Annotated in this window: 13 protein-coding genes; 7 read left to right on the top strand and 6 right to left on the bottom strand. The window is 70.0% G+C overall.

The window, feature by feature from the left end; translation table 11 throughout:
* Positions 1 to 106: 106 nt before the first annotated feature.
* The 3 genes from ACFSOX_RS06725 to ACFSOX_RS06715 are packed head-to-tail and all read right to left on the bottom strand — an operon-like array spanning position 107 to position 3,404.
* Complete coding sequence (locus ACFSOX_RS06725; RefSeq protein WP_378477027.1) at positions 107 to 1,087, bottom strand: alpha-ketoacid dehydrogenase subunit beta; 981 nt, start codon at positions 1,085 to 1,087, stop codon at positions 107 to 109.
* Positions 1,075 to 2,103: a thiamine pyrophosphate-dependent dehydrogenase E1 component subunit alpha gene (locus ACFSOX_RS06720; RefSeq protein WP_378477026.1), complete on the bottom strand. Its 1,029-nt coding sequence runs from the start codon at positions 2,101 to 2,103 to the stop codon at positions 1,075 to 1,077. Before ACFSOX_RS06720 ends, ACFSOX_RS06725 begins: the two co-directional genes overlap by 13 nt.
* An 8-nt stretch (positions 2,104 to 2,111) precedes the next feature.
* Positions 2,112 to 3,404, bottom strand: coding sequence for a M24 family metallopeptidase (locus tag ACFSOX_RS06715; RefSeq protein ID WP_378477025.1), 1,293 nt, complete (start codon positions 3,402 to 3,404; stop codon positions 2,112 to 2,114).
* A gap of 89 nt (positions 3,405 to 3,493) precedes the next feature.
* Here ACFSOX_RS06715 and ACFSOX_RS06710 point away from each other — a divergent pair, with 89 nt between their 5' ends.
* The 3 genes from ACFSOX_RS06710 (at position 3,494) to ACFSOX_RS06700 (ending at position 6,140) form a co-directional block, all read left to right on the top strand.
* The gene (locus ACFSOX_RS06710) at positions 3,494 to 4,636 is read left to right on the top strand and encodes an NAD(P)-dependent oxidoreductase (RefSeq protein WP_378477024.1); all 1,143 of its coding nucleotides are present in this window, start codon (positions 3,494 to 3,496) and stop codon (positions 4,634 to 4,636) included.
* Positions 4,637 to 4,752: 116 nt separating this feature from the next.
* Positions 4,753 to 5,652 carry an FAD binding domain-containing protein gene (locus tag ACFSOX_RS06705; RefSeq protein WP_378477023.1) on the top strand — a complete coding sequence of 300 codons (900 nt, stop codon included), beginning with the start codon at positions 4,753 to 4,755 and terminating at the stop codon, positions 5,650 to 5,652.
* Positions 5,649 to 6,140 (top strand): (2Fe-2S)-binding protein, encoded by a 492-nt coding sequence (locus ACFSOX_RS06700; protein ID WP_378477022.1) that lies wholly within the window; start codon positions 5,649 to 5,651, stop codon positions 6,138 to 6,140. Before ACFSOX_RS06705 ends, ACFSOX_RS06700 begins: the two co-directional genes overlap by 4 nt.
* 51 nt (positions 6,141 to 6,191) lie before the next feature.
* Here ACFSOX_RS06700 and ACFSOX_RS06695 read toward each other — a convergent pair whose 3' ends face one another.
* The gene (locus ACFSOX_RS06695) at positions 6,192 to 7,268 is read right to left on the bottom strand and encodes a DUF2778 domain-containing protein (protein WP_378477021.1); all 1,077 of its coding nucleotides are present in this window, start codon (positions 7,266 to 7,268) and stop codon (positions 6,192 to 6,194) included.
* 171 nt (positions 7,269 to 7,439) lie between these two features.
* Positions 7,440 to 8,414 carry a diacylglycerol/lipid kinase family protein gene (locus ACFSOX_RS06690; protein ID WP_378477020.1) on the bottom strand — a complete coding sequence of 325 codons (975 nt, stop codon included), beginning with the start codon at positions 8,412 to 8,414 and terminating at the stop codon, positions 7,440 to 7,442.
* 262 nt (positions 8,415 to 8,676) lie between these two features.
* Here ACFSOX_RS06690 and ACFSOX_RS06685 point away from each other — a divergent pair, with 262 nt between their 5' ends.
* The gene (locus ACFSOX_RS06685) at positions 8,677 to 10,902 is read left to right on the top strand and encodes an alpha,alpha-trehalose-phosphate synthase (UDP-forming) (RefSeq protein ID WP_378477019.1); all 2,226 of its coding nucleotides are present in this window, start codon (positions 8,677 to 8,679) and stop codon (positions 10,900 to 10,902) included.
* A 52-nt stretch (positions 10,903 to 10,954) separates the two neighbouring features.
* Here ACFSOX_RS06685 and paaZ read toward each other — a convergent pair whose 3' ends face one another.
* Positions 10,955 to 13,051: a phenylacetic acid degradation bifunctional protein PaaZ gene (gene paaZ / locus ACFSOX_RS06680; protein ID WP_378477018.1), complete on the bottom strand. Its 2,097-nt coding sequence runs from the start codon at positions 13,049 to 13,051 to the stop codon at positions 10,955 to 10,957.
* A gap of 163 nt (positions 13,052 to 13,214) precedes the next feature.
* Between paaZ and paaG the strand changes: the two genes are divergently transcribed.
* The 3 genes from paaG to paaK all read left to right on the top strand — a co-directional run bounded on the left by paaG (position 13,215) and on the right by paaK (position 15,890).
* Complete coding sequence (paaG, locus tag ACFSOX_RS06675) at positions 13,215 to 13,994, top strand: 2-(1,2-epoxy-1,2-dihydrophenyl)acetyl-CoA isomerase PaaG (RefSeq protein WP_378477017.1); 780 nt, start codon at positions 13,215 to 13,217, stop codon at positions 13,992 to 13,994.
* A 62-nt stretch (positions 13,995 to 14,056) separates the two neighbouring features.
* Positions 14,057 to 14,470 carry a hydroxyphenylacetyl-CoA thioesterase PaaI gene (gene paaI / locus ACFSOX_RS06670; protein ID WP_378477141.1) on the top strand — a complete coding sequence of 138 codons (414 nt, stop codon included), beginning with the start codon at positions 14,057 to 14,059 and terminating at the stop codon, positions 14,468 to 14,470.
* A gap of 88 nt (positions 14,471 to 14,558) precedes the next feature.
* Positions 14,559 to 15,890, top strand: a complete 1,332-nt coding sequence (gene paaK / locus ACFSOX_RS06665; RefSeq protein ID WP_378477016.1) for a phenylacetate--CoA ligase PaaK — start codon at positions 14,559 to 14,561, stop codon at positions 15,888 to 15,890.
* The last annotated feature ends 175 nt before the right edge of the window (positions 15,891 to 16,065 follow it).

The following is a 16,065-nucleotide window of genomic DNA, read 5'->3' as shown; positions in this document are numbered from 1 at the left end:
TCGTTCCAGGGCGCTGCGAAGCCGCGAGCCTGGAATCCAGCGGCAAGTTCGGAGATCTCGGCTGGAGTCCGGGCCGGCGCGTCGCGCCGGCCCGGAGTGACCAGGATCAGCTCCCGAGACTCCGGCGGATCGTCTCGACGATCCGGGCCGGCGTCGGCAGCACCATGTCCTCGAGCGCGTCGGCGGCGGGCAGCGGAATGTGCGGCGTCGTGATCCGCACCGGCGGGCCGTCGAGATCGTAGAACGCCTCTTCGACCGCGATCGACACGATCTCGGCGCCCCAGCCGCACAGTCGCGGATTCTCCTCCACGGTGAACAGCCGGTGGGTGCGCGCGACCGAGCCGAGGATGGTCTGCATGTCGAGCGGCACCAGCGAGCGGACGTCGACCACCTCCACCTCGATGCCGTGCTCCGCCGACAACGTCTCGGCGGCGGCGAGGGCGCGCGGCACCATCAAGGCCAGCGCCAGCACGGTCGCGTCCTTGCCGGGGCGCAGGATCTTCGCGGTGCCGAGCGTGTCGACGATCTCGCCGTCCGGCACCTCGCCCTTCACGGCGTAGAGCGACTTGTGCTCGAAGAAGATCACCGGATCGGGGTCACGCACCGCGGCGGCGAGCAGGCCGACCACGTCGACCGGGCTCGACGGCGCGACGACCTTGAGGCCCGGGATCATCATGCACCAGTTCTCGACCGACTGGGAGTGCTGCGCACCGAAACGCGAGCCGGCGCCGTTGCCGGTGCGCACCACCAGCGGGCATTTCACCTGCCCGTTGGTCATGTAGCGGCTCTTCGGGAACTCGTTCGCCACGTAGTCCCAGCACACCGCGAGGAAGTCCGAGAACATGATCTCGGCGATCGGCTTCAAGCCCGTCATCGCGGCGCCCATGGCGGCGCCGAGGATCGCCTGCTCGGAGATCGGCGTGTCGCGCACGCGGATCGGGCCGAATTGATCGAGCAGCCCCACCGTCGCCTTGAACACGCCGCCCGCCTTGGCGACGTCCTCGCCGAAGAAGATCACGTCGTCGTCGCGCGCCATCTCCTGGGCGATTCCGCGGGCCACCGCGTCGCGATAGGTCAGTTCCGCCATGCCCAGCCTCCATCGGCATACACGTCGGTGAAGAGGATGTCGGCGGGCGGCATCGGCGCCGCCTTGCAGGCCTCGGTCGCCGCATCCACCATGCGGGCGACCTCCTGGTCGATACTGGTCATCACGCTCTCGGCGATGCCGAAGCTCCTCAGGCGCTCGCGGTAGATCTTGATCGGGTCGCGTTCCTTCCAGCGCTCGAGCTCGCCTTCGGGGCGGTACTTGGCGGGATCGGCACGCGAGTGGCCGCTGTGCCGGTAGGTGAGGCACTCGATCAGCGACGGGCCGTCGCCGGCCCGCGCCTTGGCGAAGGCGGCCTGCGCGGTGCGGTAGACGGCGTCGGCGTCGTTGCCGTCGACGACGATGCGGTCGAGCCCGTATGCGGTCGCGCGATCGGCGGCGGGATGCTTCACGGCCGTCACCTCGTGGATCGCCGTGTACTCCATGTAGAGATTGTTCTCGCACACGAAGACCACCGGCAGCTTCCAGATCGCCGCGAAGTTCAGCGCCTCGTGGAAGGCGCCGATGTTGGTCGTGCCGTCGCCGAAGAAGCACACCGCGACGTCGCCCGTGCCCTTGTACTGGGCGGTCAGCGCCGCCCCGCAGGCGATCGGCAGATGCGCGCCGATGATGGCGTAGGAACCCATCACGCCGTGCTCGACCGAGGTGAGATGCATCGAGCCGCCCTTGCCGCGCATCAGGCCGTTGTCGCGCTGCATCAGCTCGCCGAGCATCTTCTCGACCGAGACGCCGCGCGCGAGCGTGTGGGCATGGCCGCGATAGGTGCAGAAGGAGAGGTCGCCCGGCTTCATCGCGGTACCGAAGGCGGCGGCGATCGCCTCCTGGCCGAGTGAGAGGTGGCTCGTGCCCTTGACGAGGTTCTGCAGGAACAGGTCGTAGGCGCGCTGCTCGGCCTGCCGGATCACCTGCTGCTTGCGGTACAGCTCGAGGCGAACCGCCTCGCCGATGTCGTCGTTGCTGCGGTCGAGCACGGGGGTCTCCGCGGTCTTCTTGGCCATCGCGCGCCTCACCAGCGGCCGGCGATCGGCAGCTCTTCGGCCGGGAAGAGCGTGATCAGCTTGCAGCCCGTCGCGGTGACGACGACCTCCTCCTCGATGCGGGCGGCCGAGTAGCCGTCCTTGGCCGGGCAGTAGGTCTCGATCGCGAACACCATGCCTTCCTTGATCTCGGTCGGGTGGTCCATCGAGACGACACGCGAGATGATCGGCCGCTCGTGCAGGGCGAGGCCGAGGCCGTGGGCGAACTGCAAGCCGAAAGCGGCGAGTTCGTCCGGGAAGCCGAACTCGTCGGCCTTCGGGAACACCTCGCAGATGTGCGCCGTGGTGACGCCCGGCTTGATGCGGGCGATGGCGTTGTCGAGCCACTCGCGCGCCTGCTTGTAGGCGTCGTGCTGCACCGGCGTCGCCTTGCCGACGTTGAAGGTGCGATAGTAGCAGGTGCGGTAGCCCATGAAGGACTGGATGATGTCGAAGAATGCCTGGTCGCCGGGGCGCAGCATCCGGTCGGTGAAGTTGTGCGGGTGCGGATTGCAGCGCTCGCCCGAGATGGCGTTGATCGCCTCCACGTCGTCGGAGCCGTGCGTGTAGAGGAACTTGTTCACCTCGGCGACGACGTCGTTCTCGCGCACGCCCGGGCGCAGTATGTCCCACACGACCTGATAGGCGCCGTCCACCATGGCGGCGGCGCGGTTCAGAAGCGCGATCTCGTCGGCCGACTTGATCTCGCGCGCCTCGAGCAGCACCTGCTGGCCGTCGACGACCTTCACGCCGGCCTTCTGCAATTCGAACATCATCGGCGGCTCGACGATGTCCATGCCGATGGGCATGTCGAGGACGCCGGCCTCCTTCAGGAGCGCCGCGATCTCCTTGGCGTGCTTCTCCATCAGGCCGAAGGCCGGGTTCACGGTGCCGCGCAGGCCGACGAGGCCGGCCTTGCAGTTCTCCGGCTTCAGCCACGGTGCGTAGAGCTTGTGATGCATGGCGGCGGAGCCGAAGTCCCAGACGATCGGCTCGCCGCCGCGGGTCAGCAGCGCCCACCGCGCCAGTTTGTCGCGCTCCCACTCGCCGATCTTGGTCGAGGTGAGATAGCGGATGTTGTTGACGTCGAAGACCAGCAGCGCGCCGAGCTCGGAGTTCTCGAGCGCCTGACGAGCCCGCGACAGGCGATAGCGGTGCAGGCGGCGGTAGTCGACGCGCTCCTCGAAGTCGACCCCCATGGTTCCGAGCGCCGGCAAGGCGCGGCCCCAGTCGTGACGCGGATCGATGTCCTCGGCGCGGATGGCGCGCAGATGCTGGTCCATGCTGATCTCCCGGAAGAACGACGGCGCGGGCCCAGGGCGGCCCGTCTCGCAGGCAGATTGACATGACTTCGGGCAGCGTGCAATGAGAAATGCAAACGATTGCACGACGGCTCGTGCTGCGGCGCACAAGACGCGCCGCGATCGCCGCGGTGCCGTCGTCGACACGCCGTGCCGTCCCGTGTATCACGCCCGTCGACGTGATACACGCCACCCGGTCGGCGCCCCGAAAACGCATCCGACCGCGCGGGTCGAGAACGAGCGAGGAGAGCACGAGGATGGCGCAGAACACGCAGAAGGTCGGCTGGATCGGCATGGGCCGCATGGGCTACGCGATGGCCGAGCGGCTGGTGAAGTCCGGGCACGACGTGTCGATCTGGAACCGCACCCGGGCCAAGGCCGAGCCGCTCGCCGCCTACGGCGGCAAGATCGTCGACAAGCCGTCCGATCTGGCCGGCGTCGACGTGCTGTTCTCGATCGTGTCGACCGGCGACGATCTGAAGCAGGTCTATTTCGGCGAGAACGGCGCCGCCACCGGTGCCAAGGTGCCGCCCGTGCTGGTCGACTGCTCGACCATCTCGGTCGAGTCCTCGGCCGACATCCGCGCCGAGCTGACGAAGCGCGGCGGAGAGTTCGTCGCCTGCCCGGTGTCGGGCAACGCCAAGGTGATCAAGGCCGGCAAGCTGTCGGCGGTGGCGTCCGGGCCGGAGGCGGCGTTCCGTAAGGCCGAGGCTCTGATCAACGTGATCGCGCCGCACGGCGTCTCCTACGTCGGCGACGGCGAGCTCGCCCGCGTCTGCAAGATCGCCCACAACGTGATGCTCGGCGTCGTGATCGAGAACCTGATCGAGATCACGCTGCTGGTGAACAAGATGGGCGTGTCGCGCAGCGCCTTCCTCAAGTTCCTCAACAACAGCGTGATGGGCTCGACCTTCACGGCCTACAAGTCGCCGGCGCTGGTCAACCTCGACTGGACCACGACCTTCACGCCCGAGCTGATGCGCAAGGACATGGATCTCGGCCTCGCGCTCGGCCGCGAGATGGACGTGACCATGCCGGTGACGGCGGCGGCGCGCGAGATGATCCAGACGCATTTCGGCGCAGCGCAGCTCCAAAAGGATCCGGACGCCTATCTGGAGAAGGACTTCGCGGCCCTGATGGAGACCATGGCGCTGCTGTCCGGCATGAAGATCGAGCCCGAGAACGTGCCGACCCCGACCGGCCTCGAGCACTGATCGTTACGACGAGCCGGGGGACGGCCGCTGCCGTCCCCCGCGTTTGCCGTGCGCGGCCGTTTCGCTAAACTCCGGCGCATGCCGTCTCCCGCCCGTCCGCCCCGCCGGGGCCGCCCGTGAAGCCCGCGCCGTTCGTCCACCATGTCCCGCGCACGCTGGACGAAGCGATTGCCATGCTGGCGGACGTCGCCGATCAGGACGGGCGCATCCTCGCCGGGGGGCAGTCGCTGGTGCCGGCGATGGCGCTGCGGCTCGCCCGGCCCGCGCATCTGGTCGACATCAACGCCGTGCCGGAGCTGGCCGGTCTCGCGACGCGCGACGGCGCGCTCGTCGTCGGCGCCTGCGTGCGGCACGCGGCGTTTCATGAACCGGTCGAGCCGGGCCCGCTCGGGGCGCTGCTCGCCGACGTCGTCCGCCACATCGCCCACTGGCCGATCCGCACCCGCGGCACCATGGGTGGTAGCCTCGCCAATGCGGATCCGGCTTCCGAATGGTGCCTGGTCGCCGAGACGCTCGGCGCCGAGGTCGAGCTCGTCAGCTTGCGCGGCGGGCGCCGGCTCGGCGCGAGCGACTTCAATCGCGGCACCATGGAGACGGCGCTCGCTGCGGACGAGCTCCTGGCCTTCGTCCACCTGCCGCTGCTGCCGGAGGGCACGCGCTTCGGCTTCTGCGAGGTGAGCCGGCGCGCCGGCGACTATGCCCAGGCGATGGCGCTGGTCGTCTTCGAGCAGACGGACGGGATCATGCGCAACCTGCGCGTCGGGGTGGGCGCGGTCGAAGGCAAGCCGCGGCGAATCGCCGAGGTGGAGGCGGTGCTCGAAGGCGCGCCGCCGGACCCCGAGCTGTTCCGCCGCGCCGGCGCGGTCGCGGCCGCGCACATCGCCCCGGCCGAGCTCGACGAGGACGTGGCCGCCTACAAGCGCCACCTCGCCGGCGTCGTGGTCGAGCGTGCGCTCGTCCGCGCGATCGCCGGCGATAAGGCCGCCGCCGAACCTGCCTCCGCGGAGCCGAGATGAGAGCGCGCGAGATCACGCTGATCGTCAACGACGCGACGCATCGCGTCGCGGTCGAGCCGCGTCGAACGCTGGTCGATGTCTTGCGCGAGGATCTCCGGCTCACCGGCACGCATGTCGGTTGCGAGCACGGTGTCTGCGGCGCCTGCACGGTGCTGGTCGACGGCGATCCGGTGCGGGCCTGCCTGATGTTCGCCGTCCAGGCCGACGACAGGACGGTCCGCACCGTCGAGGGGCTCGCCGACGGCGACACGCTGCATCCGCTGCAGCAGGCCTTCGTCGATCATCACGCCCTGCAGTGCGGCTTCTGCACGCCCGGCTTCTTGATGCTGGTGGTCGGCGTGCTGGAGCGCCATCCCGATCTTCCGGACGAGGCGCTGATCGAGGTTCTGTCGTCGAATCTCTGCCGCTGCACCGGCTATCACGGCCTCGTCGCCGCGGTGCGGGCCTACGCGACGCAAATCCGCGGCACGCAAGTCCGCCGAGGATGAGCCCGTCCGGTCGGGACGAAGCTCGGAGCGTCACGATCGAAACCGAACGCCTCAGTTGGCGCCGGCTTCGGCGTACTGGTCGGTGCTGCCGTCGCTCTTGAAGAGCTTGCCGAGCGTGTCGGAGAGCCAGTTCGAGGAGGCGACCTGGGTGGCCCCGGGTGCCGAGTCGAGCCGCTCGACCACGACGATCTTGTTCACCTCGCCGCGCAGATAGGCGTCGAGGAACGCCTGGTAGTCCTTGAACGACACGCAGCCGTTCGACTGGCCGCTCGGGCCGAGCATGTAGGAATGCGCCAGGATGCCGGCGCGGCCGTACATCTTGCTCTGGTCGACCGGCGTCATCCGCAGTGCGCGCACGCCGTGGAACAGGCTCTCGCGCATCGTCAGCCGGTAGACGTTGGGCGGGGTCGCGCCGTGCATGCGCACGTTCACGTGGCGCGGATCGTCCATCTTCGGGCCGAGCCCGGAATGCGCCTCGAGCCGCTTGCCGTTCGGCATGTACACGGTCTTGGCGGTGATGTCGTAGATGGCGGTCTTCCCGTCCTCGGTGAGCGAGGGCAGCGCGTTCGGCGACAGCGCCGCGAGCTTCGGCTGCTGGCCCGGACGGACGCGACGACGGGGCTCCTCGGCGCCGGTCGGTGCGGTGCCGGACGGCGCGGTGGCCTCCTGGAGCCGGCCCATCGGGCGGGCGGTGGCGGTCTGGGCCGGGCGACCGAGCGTCACCGGCACGCTGCCGGCGCTCGCCAGCCGTAGGCCGGCGGCGGCCGCCGGGCGCGGGCCGCCGAAGCGGGTCTCGAACGAATCGGTGGGATCGAAGGCGGCGAAACGCTCGTCGAACGAGGCGCCGCGGCGGGGCTCGCCGAGCGCGGCGACGAGGTCGTCGTCCTCCATCAGGGCGCCGGCGGTGATCTCGGGATCCAGGCTGGCGAGGCGAATGCCGGACAGCGGCGCCTGTGCGGTCGGGCTCGGCAGCCGGATCAGGGCCGGGTGAATGGTGCCGAAAACCGAGAGAGTCGTGCGCTCTGCGAGCAGCCCGATGTCGGACGGCCCGGCATGCGTGCCCGGTGACTTGAGCACGAATCCCAGCGCGACGATCGCGATCCCGAACGGGATCGAGCGGACACCCACTCGAATCAAAGGCTTCCCCACCCGTGTGTCGCGCCGCTGCGGGTTTCGCCCGCGACGCACGTCCCCCGACGCAATACTAGCAAGCGCTCCGATTACGGCAACAATGGTTCGGCCGCCCTGCGATACCGCATGGCTCCCGCACGCCAGGGTGGTGGCGAAATTTACCCGGCCTTAACCATGTCGTTCGCGCGGCAGTAGAATCCGCAGCGCGCCGGGCGCGACTGTGACCCGGACCGGGGTCGCGGCGACGACCTCGCCGTCCACCGAGACCGGACGAGGCCGGTCGGTCGCGATCGTGGCGGAGCGGGTGCGCAGGGTCACGACGTCACTCGGTGCCGGTGGGACGCCCCGCAGCGCCCGCCACCAGGTCCGCAGAAGCCGATGTGGCGACGGCCCGGGAATCACGCGGACCAGCAGGTCGCCGGTCGCGAGGCCGGCGTCCGGCGCGACCAGGACGCCGCCCTGCCAGCCGCCGTTGGCCACCCGCAGGTCGAGCGCATCGAACACCGAGGTACCGCCATCGTGAGCCACGGTACAGCGGAACGGGCGGTGCCGCGCCAGCCGGCCGGCGGCGACCATCAGATAGGTGGCGCGGCCCGCCCAGCGCTTCGCCAGGTGAGCCGATCCGTGAGCCGATCCCCGCGCAATGTCGGCCGCCAGACCGATCGCGACCGCGTTGGCGAACCAGCGCTCGTCGAGCCGGCCGAGATCGATGTTCGTCGCGACGCCGTCGCGCAGCACGTCGACGGCGCGGTCCAGCTCCAGCGGCAGCCCGAGCGCCTTGGCGAAGCTGTTGGCGGTGCCGAGCGGCAACAGGCCGAGCAGCGGCCGCGCCGCCTCGCCGCGGGCCGCGACGATGCCGGCGACCGTGCTGATCGTGCCGTCGCCGCCGCCGACCACGACGAGATGATCGCGCTCGGCGGCCGCCGCCTCGGCGACGTCGCCGAGCCGCGCCGGATCCGTGACGGCGTGCGCCGCCGTGATCAGGAACCCGCGCTCGCCGAGCAATCGCAGCGCCGTGTCGAACCGACGCTGTCCGCGGCGTGAGCGCGCGTTGACGATCAGCACGACGCGGCGCGGGTGGCGCGCGTCGTCGGCCGCGTGCGATTCGCCCTCGTCGCCGTGCGTGGCGGTCACGTCGCTCATCGGTCTCCTCGCCGCACGTTCGTCGTCGTGAGATGCCGGAACGCAATGCGCGAGAGGACGTTGCGTTCCTTCGCCGGGATCCGCGCGGGGCCGATAAGCGCGGCGGTCGGTCCGGCAGGGTCGACACGGTCGCCGATTTGGTCGACAACAGGACGACCCGGGCGGCGGGGCGCCCACGGAACGGAGATCGACGCGCGGCGACGGCGCGGCCGGCAGCGAAGACGGAGGGCGTGGCGTGACGGGCGAGGCAACGACGAAGCTGATGTCGTCACGCGCGTGGTTGCGGAGCCCCACACTGCGCTACGTCGCGCTCGGCGTCGCCGCGGCTGTCGTCATGGTGATCGCGCTGGCGCCGCTCGGCTCGGCCATGGTCGAGGGCTGGTCGCGCCGCGACGTCGAGCTGCGCTCGCGCCTCGTCTTCCGCTCCATTCGTGATCAGGTCGCGGCGGGTCTCGTCGCGCCGCCCGGCTTCGACCTCGCGCCGTTCTTCGAACGGCTGTCGGAGGACGAGCGGATTCTCGGCCTCGGCTTCTGCACCGAAAACGGCACGCTGCGCTACGCGACCCGGCAGTGGCCGCAGGCGATCTCCTGCGCGAGCCTGAAGCGCGACCGCACCGACTCGTTCGCCACCGTGACGGATCAGGGGCGGCGTATTCATGTGAGCGTGTTCCCGATCGCGGCCGGGCCGGTGTCGGGTCATCTGCTGCTGCTGCACGATCTCGCCTTCGCCGACGAGCGCGCCCGCGACGCGCGCTTCTACACGATGCTCTCGGTGATCGGCGTCGCCGTCGGTCTCGGCCTGCTGGCGCTCGCCATGGTGCTGGCGCTGCAGCGCAGCTGGGTTCGATCGGTGCGCACCATGGTGGCCGACATGCGCGCCCGCGGCGTGATCGACGCGCTGCCGTCCGGCGATTCGCCGCTCGGCCGCGAGCTGCACGGCCTGCTGGAGGAGCTGCGGGTCGAGCGCACCTATGCCGACGGCATCCATGTCGAGTGGTCGCCCAAGACGCTGCACCGTTTGCTGATGGAGGAGCTGCCGGGCGCCGAGGTGCTGGTCGTCTCCAACCGCGAGCCCTACATCCACAACCGCGTCGACGGCGAGATCGTGCTTCAACGCCCGGCGAGCGGTCTCGTCTCGGCGCTGGAGCCGGTGATGCGCGCCTGCGGCGGCACCTGGATCGCGCACGGCAGCGGCTCGGCCGACCGCGATACCGTCGATCGGAACGACCGCGTGCCGGTGCCGCCCGGCGATCCGACCTACATGTTGCGCCGCGTCTGGCTCTCCGACGAGGAGCAAGACGGCTATTATTATGGCCTCGCCAACGAAGGCCTCTGGCCGCTCTGCCACATCTCCTTCGTGCGCCCGATCTTCCGCGACGAGGATTGGCGCCGCTACAGGGCCGTCAACGAACGTTTCGCCGACGCCGTCGTGCAGGAGGCGAGCCGCGACGATCCGATCGTGCTGGTGCAAGACTATCACTTCGCCCTGCTGCCCCGGATGATCCGCGAACGGCTGCCGCGTGCGACCGTGATCACGTTCTGGCACATCCCGTGGCCGAACGCCGAGACCTTCTCGATTTGCCCGTGGCGCGAGGAGATCATCGACGGACTTCTGGGCAGCACCATCCTGGGCTTCCACACGCGCTTCCACTGCAACAACTTCCTGGAGGCGGCCGACCGTTTCATGGAGAGCCGCATCGACCGCGAGCACGCCTCGGTGACGCTCGGCGGCCACGAGACCATGGTCCGCGCCTATCCGATCTCGATCGAATGGCCGCCCTCGGCGCTCGCCGGCCAGGCGCCGGTCGCCGAATGCCGGGCCGCCGTGATCGGCCGCTTCGGGCTGCCGCCCGACGCTCACATCGCGGTCGGCGTCGAACGCTTCGACTACACCAAGGGCCTTCTCGATCGCATCCACGCGGTCGACGATCTGCTCGGAACGCATCCCGAGTGGCGTGGCAAGTTCGTCTATCTGCAGGCGGCGTCGCCGACGCGCAGCAAGCTCGGCGCCTACAGCGCGCTGCAGGCAGAGACCGTGCGGCTCGCCGAGGAGGTCAACGCCAGGCATGGTCGCGACGGGTACACGCCCATCGTGCTGTCGATCCGCCACCACGAGCCGACCGAGGTGTTCGAGATCTTCCGCGCCGCCGATCTGTGCATCGTGTCGAGCCTGCACGACGGCATGAACCTGGTGGCGAAGGAGTTCGTCGCGGCGCGCGACGACGAGCAGGGCGTGCTGGTGCTCTCCGGCTTCGCCGGGGCGTCGCGCGAACTGTCCGAGGCGCTGATCGTCAACCCCTACGACACGCGCAGCATGGCGGCCGCCATGGACGCGGCGCTCCGCATGTCCACGGCCGAGCAGCGCGAGCGCATGCATCTGATGCGCGACATGGTGCGCCAGCGCAACGTCTATCGCTGGGCCGCCCAGATGCTGCTCGACGCCGCCCGCCTGCGCAAGCGCGCCCGCATCCTGGCCGGCGCGGCATGAGGCATCCAGGCGTCGCCTGCGCGAAGGGGGGCGCCGTCACCCGCCGTCACCTCTACGCCGCGGCGGCGCTGCTCGCGGCGTCGCGCCGCGCGCTCATGGTGAGCAGATCGTAGCGCGCGACGGTTTCGCCGTCCTGATTGAACACCTCGACGTCCCAGCGCACCTCGCCGTAGTCGGGCTTTCGCGCCGGCCGTTTCTCCTTGACGGTGAGCCGCACCTTGATGGCGTCGCCCGGCGACACCGGCTTCAAGAAGCGAAGATTGTCGAGCCCGTAGTTCGCGAGCAGCGGGCCGGGCGCCGGATCGACGAACAGGCCGGCCGCGAACGACAGGATCAGATAGCCGTGGGCGACGCGGCCCGGGAAGAACGGGTTCGCCTTGGCGGCGGCCTCGTCCATGTGGGCGTAGAAGGCGTCGCCCGTGAAGTCGGCGAAATGCTCGATGTCGGCGATCGTGATTTGTCGCGAGTCCGTCTCGACCGTGTCGCCGACCGCCAGTCCCTCGTAGTCGCGCTTGAATGGATGCACGGCGGCGACCGGCGCCGGTGCGCCCTTCAGCCAACGCCGCGTCAGCGCGGCGAGGCGGGCCGGCGAGCCCTGCAGCGCGGTGCGCTGCATGTAGTGGAAGACGCCGCGAAGACCGCCCATCTCCTCGCCGCCGCCGGCGCGGCCCGGCCCGCCGTGCACGAGGCCCGGCAGCGGCGAGCCGTGGCCGGTCGACTCCTTGGCGCAGTCGCGGTCGACGATCAGCACGCGGCCGTGGAACGGCGCCAGCCCGAACACCAGCGCGTCGGCGACCCGATCGTCGTGCGTGAACACCGACGCGACCAGGCTGCCCTCGCCCTTGGCGACGATCGCCACCGCCTCGTCGAGCGTGTCGTAGGGCATCACGGTCGCGACCGGGCCGAACGGCTCGACGGTGTGGACGCGCCGCGCCGCGAGCGGATCAGCGCAGGCGAGCAGCACCGGCGCCATGAAGGCACCGGTCGCCATGTCGCCGCCGATCGGCGCGGCGACGAGCGGATCGCCGGCGACGATCTCGGCTTCGGTCAGGAGGTCGGCGACCGCCTCGCGCACCGCGGCGCGCTGCGACAGCGAGGCGAGCGGACCCATGCGCACCTCGTCGTGGCGCGGATCGCCGACCGTGATCTTGTCGAGCTGCGCCTTGATCGCATCGATCACCGTGGCCTCGAGAGGCCGCGGCACGACGACGCGGCGGATCGCCGTGCATTTCTGCCCGGCCTTCACGCTCATCTCGCGCACGACCTCCTTCACGAACAGATCGAACTCCGGTGCCCCCGGCGACGCGTCCGGCCCGAGCACGGCGGCGTTGAGCGAGTCCCGCTCGGCGATGAAGCGCACCGCGTTGCGGCCGATCACCGGATGGTTGCGCAGCCGGTCCGATGTGTCGGCCGATCCCGTGAAGGACACGACGTCCTGGCCGCCGAGATGATCGAGCAGGTCGCCGGCCGCGCCGCAGACGAGCTGCAGCGCGCCCTTGGGCAGCAGCTCCGCCTCGACGATCAGTCGCACCACCGCTTCGGCCACATAGGCGGTCGCGGTCGCCGGCTTGGTGATCACCGGCACGCCGGCCAGGATCGCCGGTGCGAGCTTCTCCAGCATGCCCCAGCACGGGAAGTTGAAGGCGTTGATGTGCACGGCGACGCCGTTCAGCGGGGTCATCACGTGAAGGCCGACGAACGTCCCGCCGCGCGACAAGGGTTCGGTGTCACCGTCGATCACGAAGCGCTCGGCCGGCAGCTCGCGGCGCCCGCGTGACGCATACGCGAACAGCGTCCCGATGCCGCCGTCGATGTCGAAGAGGTTGTCGCGCTTGGTCGCGCCGGTGTCGGCCGAGAGGGCGTAGAGCTGCTCCTTGCGCTCGGACAGAAACGTCGCCAGCGCCTTCAGCCGGTCGGCGCGCTCGTGGAAGGTCAGCGCCCGCAACGCCGGCCCGCCGATCGTCCGGGCATGCCGCACCGCGGCGGAAAAGTCGACGCCGTCGCTCGACGCGAACGCCACGACCCGGCCGTCGATCGCGCTCCTGATCGCGGCGAGGCCGTGCGCCGGCGTGACCCAGCGGTCCTGCACGAAGCTCTGCAGGGTGGGCGGCGTCGTCGCGAGAGTCGGGGCGGGTGTCGGTGCGGTCATGCGGGCGTCCTCCTGCCGGGCTGCGGCGTTGTCTCGTTCGGGACGCTCCGGTACGCCCTTGCGGAACGTTGACACCGGCGCCCCGTGCGCTATCTTGGCTCGAAAGATTAACCGATCGATCGGTTAATTCAAGGGCCGCCAGAGCCCGACAAGGGAGACTCGCGTGGAGCCTTCGGTTCTCGTCGACCGGCGCGGCGGATGGGTGCGGCTCGTGCTCAACCGCCCCGACCGCCTGAACTCGTTCAACGAGGAGATGCACGAGCGCCTCGCCGCCGCGCTCGACGCGGCGGGCGCCGACGAAGCTTGCCGCGCCGTGCTGCTCACCGGCGCCGGCCGCGGTTTCTGCGCCGGCCAGGATCTGTCCGATCGCGTCGGGCCGGCCGATCTCGGCGCCACCATCGAGGCCTTCTACAATCCGCTGGTGCGGCGCATCCGCGCGCTGAAGAAGCCGGTCGTCTGTGCCGTCAACGGCGTCGCGGCCGGCGCCGGCGCCAACATCGCGCTCGCCTGCGACATCGTGGTCGCGGCGCGCTCGGCGAAGTTCATCCAGGCGTTCTCCAAGATCGGCCTCGTTCCGGACTCCGGTGGCACCTTCTTCTTGCCGCGCTTGATCGGTGACGCGCGCGCCCGCGCGTTGGCGATGCTCGCCGAGCCGCTGCCCGCCGAGAAGGCCGAAGCCTGGGGCCTGATCTGGAAGGTGCTCGACGACGCGGCGCTGGCGACCGAGGCGGAAAAGCTCGTCGCGCATCTCGCCACCCAGCCGACGGTCGGATTGGCGCTCACCAAGCAGGCCTTCGCGGCCTCGGCGACCAACGATCTCGACGCGCAGCTCGACCTCGAGCGCGATCTGCAGCGCAAAGCGGGCAGCACGCCGGACTATGCCGAAGGCGTGCGCGCCTTTCTCGACAAGCGTGCACCGAACTTCACCGGGAGGTCGTCGTGACCGCTGCCGTGGTTCCCGCGACCCGCACGGCCGAGGAGGCGGCGCGGCTCGCCGCCGACACCATGTGGGCCGGCGACGCGGCCTGCCGGAATCTCGGCATCGAGATTCTCGCCGTCGGGCCGGGCACCGCGACGCTCGCGATGAGTGTCAAGGACACGATGGTGAACGGCCACGACACGGCGCATGGCGGCTATATCTTCGCGCTCGCCGACACGGCCTTCGCGTATGCCTGCAACTCCTATGGGCTCGTCACGGTCGCGGCCCAGTGCAGCATCACGTTCATCCGCCCGGGCCGGCGCGGCGGCCGGCTGATCGCCGAGGCGCGCGAGGTGTCGCGCGCCGGGCGCAACGGCATCTACGACGTGCGCGTCTCGTCCGACGGCGTCGTGATCGCCGAGTTCCGCGGTCATTCGCGCACCATCGGCGGCTCGTTCATCGACGGCGGCGAGGGCGCGGCCGAGGCGCCCTCGGCCTGAGCGAACCCGAGAGACGTCGATGCCGGCGCCGCGCCGTGCATCGGCGACGATACATGAACAAACAAACACCAGTGGAGGAACGATGACCATGGCTCCCCCGGTTGCCGCTTTCGGCCGCAGCATCGTCGACGGCCTCGACCCCGCCGAGCGCGCCTCACGCGACGCCATTCAGTCGCTGCAGCGCGAGCGCCTCGCCTGGTCGCTCCGCCACGCCTACGAGAATGTGCCGTTCTATCGCAAGAAGTTCGAGGAGGCCGGGCTCCACCCGTCGGATTTTCGCGAGCTGTCGGATTTGTCGAAGTTTCCCTTCACGATGAAGACGGACCTGCGCGACAACTATCCGTTCGGCTTGTTCGCCGTGCCGCGTGAGAAGCTCGCGCGTATCCATGGCTCCTCCGGCACGACCGGAAAGCCGATCGTGGTCGGCTACACGCAGGCCGACGTCGACATGTGGGCCGACGTGATGGCGCGCTCGATCCGCGCCGCCGGCGTGCGGCCCGGCATGATGGTGCACGTCGCCTACGGCTACGGCCTGTTCACGGGCGGGCTGGGCGCGCATTACGGCGCCGAGCGGCTCGGTTGCACCGTCATCCCGATGTCGGGTGGCATGACCGAGCGGCAGGTCCAGCTCATCCACGATTTCCAGCCCGACGCCATCATGGTGACGCCGAGCTACATGCTCACGATCCTGGACGGCTTCACGAAGGCCGGCCTCGATCCGCGCGCCTCGTCGCTGAAATTCGGCATCTTCGGCGCCGAGCCGTGGACCAATGCGATGCGCGAGGAGATCGAGAGGGCGTTCGGACTCGACGCGACCGACATCTACGGGCTCTCCGAGGTGATCGGGCCGGGCGTCGCCCAGGAGTGCGTCGAAACCAAGGACGGGCTGCACGTCTGGGAAGATCACTTCTATCCGGAGATCATCGATCCCGTCACGGGCGAGGTGCTGCCCGACGGCGAGAAGGGCGAGCTGGTCTTCACCTCGCTCACCAAGGAGGCGTTCCCGATCGTGCGCTATCGCACCCGCGACCTGACGCGGCTGATGCCCGGCACGGCGCGCCCCGGCATGCGTCGCATGGAGAAGGTGACGGGCCGCTCCGACGACATGATCAACCTGCGCGGCGTCAACGTCTTTCCGACCCAGATCGAGGAGATCCTGCTCGCCACCGACTTCTGCTCCGGCCACTATCAGATCGAGCTGACCCGCGAGGGCCGGCTCGACGAGATGACCGTGCACGCCGAGGTGCGCGAGGACCGCGCCGACGCGGTCGATCGCGCGGCGCGCGAGAAGGAGCTGGTGCGCCACATCAAGAACCTGATCGGCGTGACGACCCGGCTCGCGCTGCATCCACCCGGCGGCGTCGAGCGCACCGTGGTCGGCAAGGCCAAGCGCATCGTCGACAACCGCCCGAAGGAGTAGGGGCGGCTGCGGCCCGGGGCGGATCACGGGATGAATTGCGGCGCCGCCGCTCCCTCTCCCCGCTTGCGGGGAGAGGGTGGCTCGCCGCGTAGCGGCGAGTCGGGTGAGGGGGCGCTGCCGCGAGTCTCTGCGTCAGCTCTCTGCATCGGGGATAGGCCCCCTCACCCGACGTCCG

Source organism: Rhodoplanes azumiensis, assembly GCF_042682915.1.
Taxonomy (GTDB): Bacteria; Pseudomonadota; Alphaproteobacteria; order Rhizobiales; family Xanthobacteraceae; genus Rhodoplanes; species Rhodoplanes azumiensis.
Note: the sequence above shows the minus strand (reverse complement) of the source record. Positions and strands in the feature narration are given on the sequence as shown.

Bases quoted from the DNA above. Each gene is read 5' to 3' on its own strand.
- ACFSOX_RS06725 (WP_378477027.1), bottom strand. From the start codon at position 1,087: ATGGCGGAACTGACCTATCGCGACGCGGTGGCCCGCGGAATCGCCCAG.
- ACFSOX_RS06720 (WP_378477026.1), bottom strand. From the start codon at position 2,103: ATGGCCAAGAAGACCGCGGAGACCCCCGTGCTCGACCGCAGCAACGAC.
- ACFSOX_RS06715 (WP_378477025.1), bottom strand. From the start codon at position 3,404: ATGGACCAGCATCTGCGCGCCATCCGCGCCGAGGACATCGATCCGCGT.
- ACFSOX_RS06710 (WP_378477024.1), top strand. From the start codon at position 3,494: ATGCAAACGATTGCACGACGGCTCGTGCTGCGGCGCACAAGACGCGCC.
- ACFSOX_RS06700 (WP_378477022.1), top strand. From the start codon at position 5,649: ATGAGAGCGCGCGAGATCACGCTGATCGTCAACGACGCGACGCATCGC.
- ACFSOX_RS06690 (WP_378477020.1), bottom strand. From the start codon at position 8,414: ATGAGCGACGTGACCGCCACGCACGGCGACGAGGGCGAATCGCACGCG.
- ACFSOX_RS06685 (WP_378477019.1), top strand. From the start codon at position 8,677: ATGTCGTCACGCGCGTGGTTGCGGAGCCCCACACTGCGCTACGTCGCG.
- paaZ (WP_378477018.1), bottom strand. From the start codon at position 13,051: ATGACCGCACCGACACCCGCCCCGACTCTCGCGACGACGCCGCCCACC.
- paaI (WP_378477141.1), top strand. From the start codon at position 14,057: ATGTGGGCCGGCGACGCGGCCTGCCGGAATCTCGGCATCGAGATTCTC.
- paaK (WP_378477016.1), top strand. From the start codon at position 14,559: ATGGCTCCCCCGGTTGCCGCTTTCGGCCGCAGCATCGTCGACGGCCTC.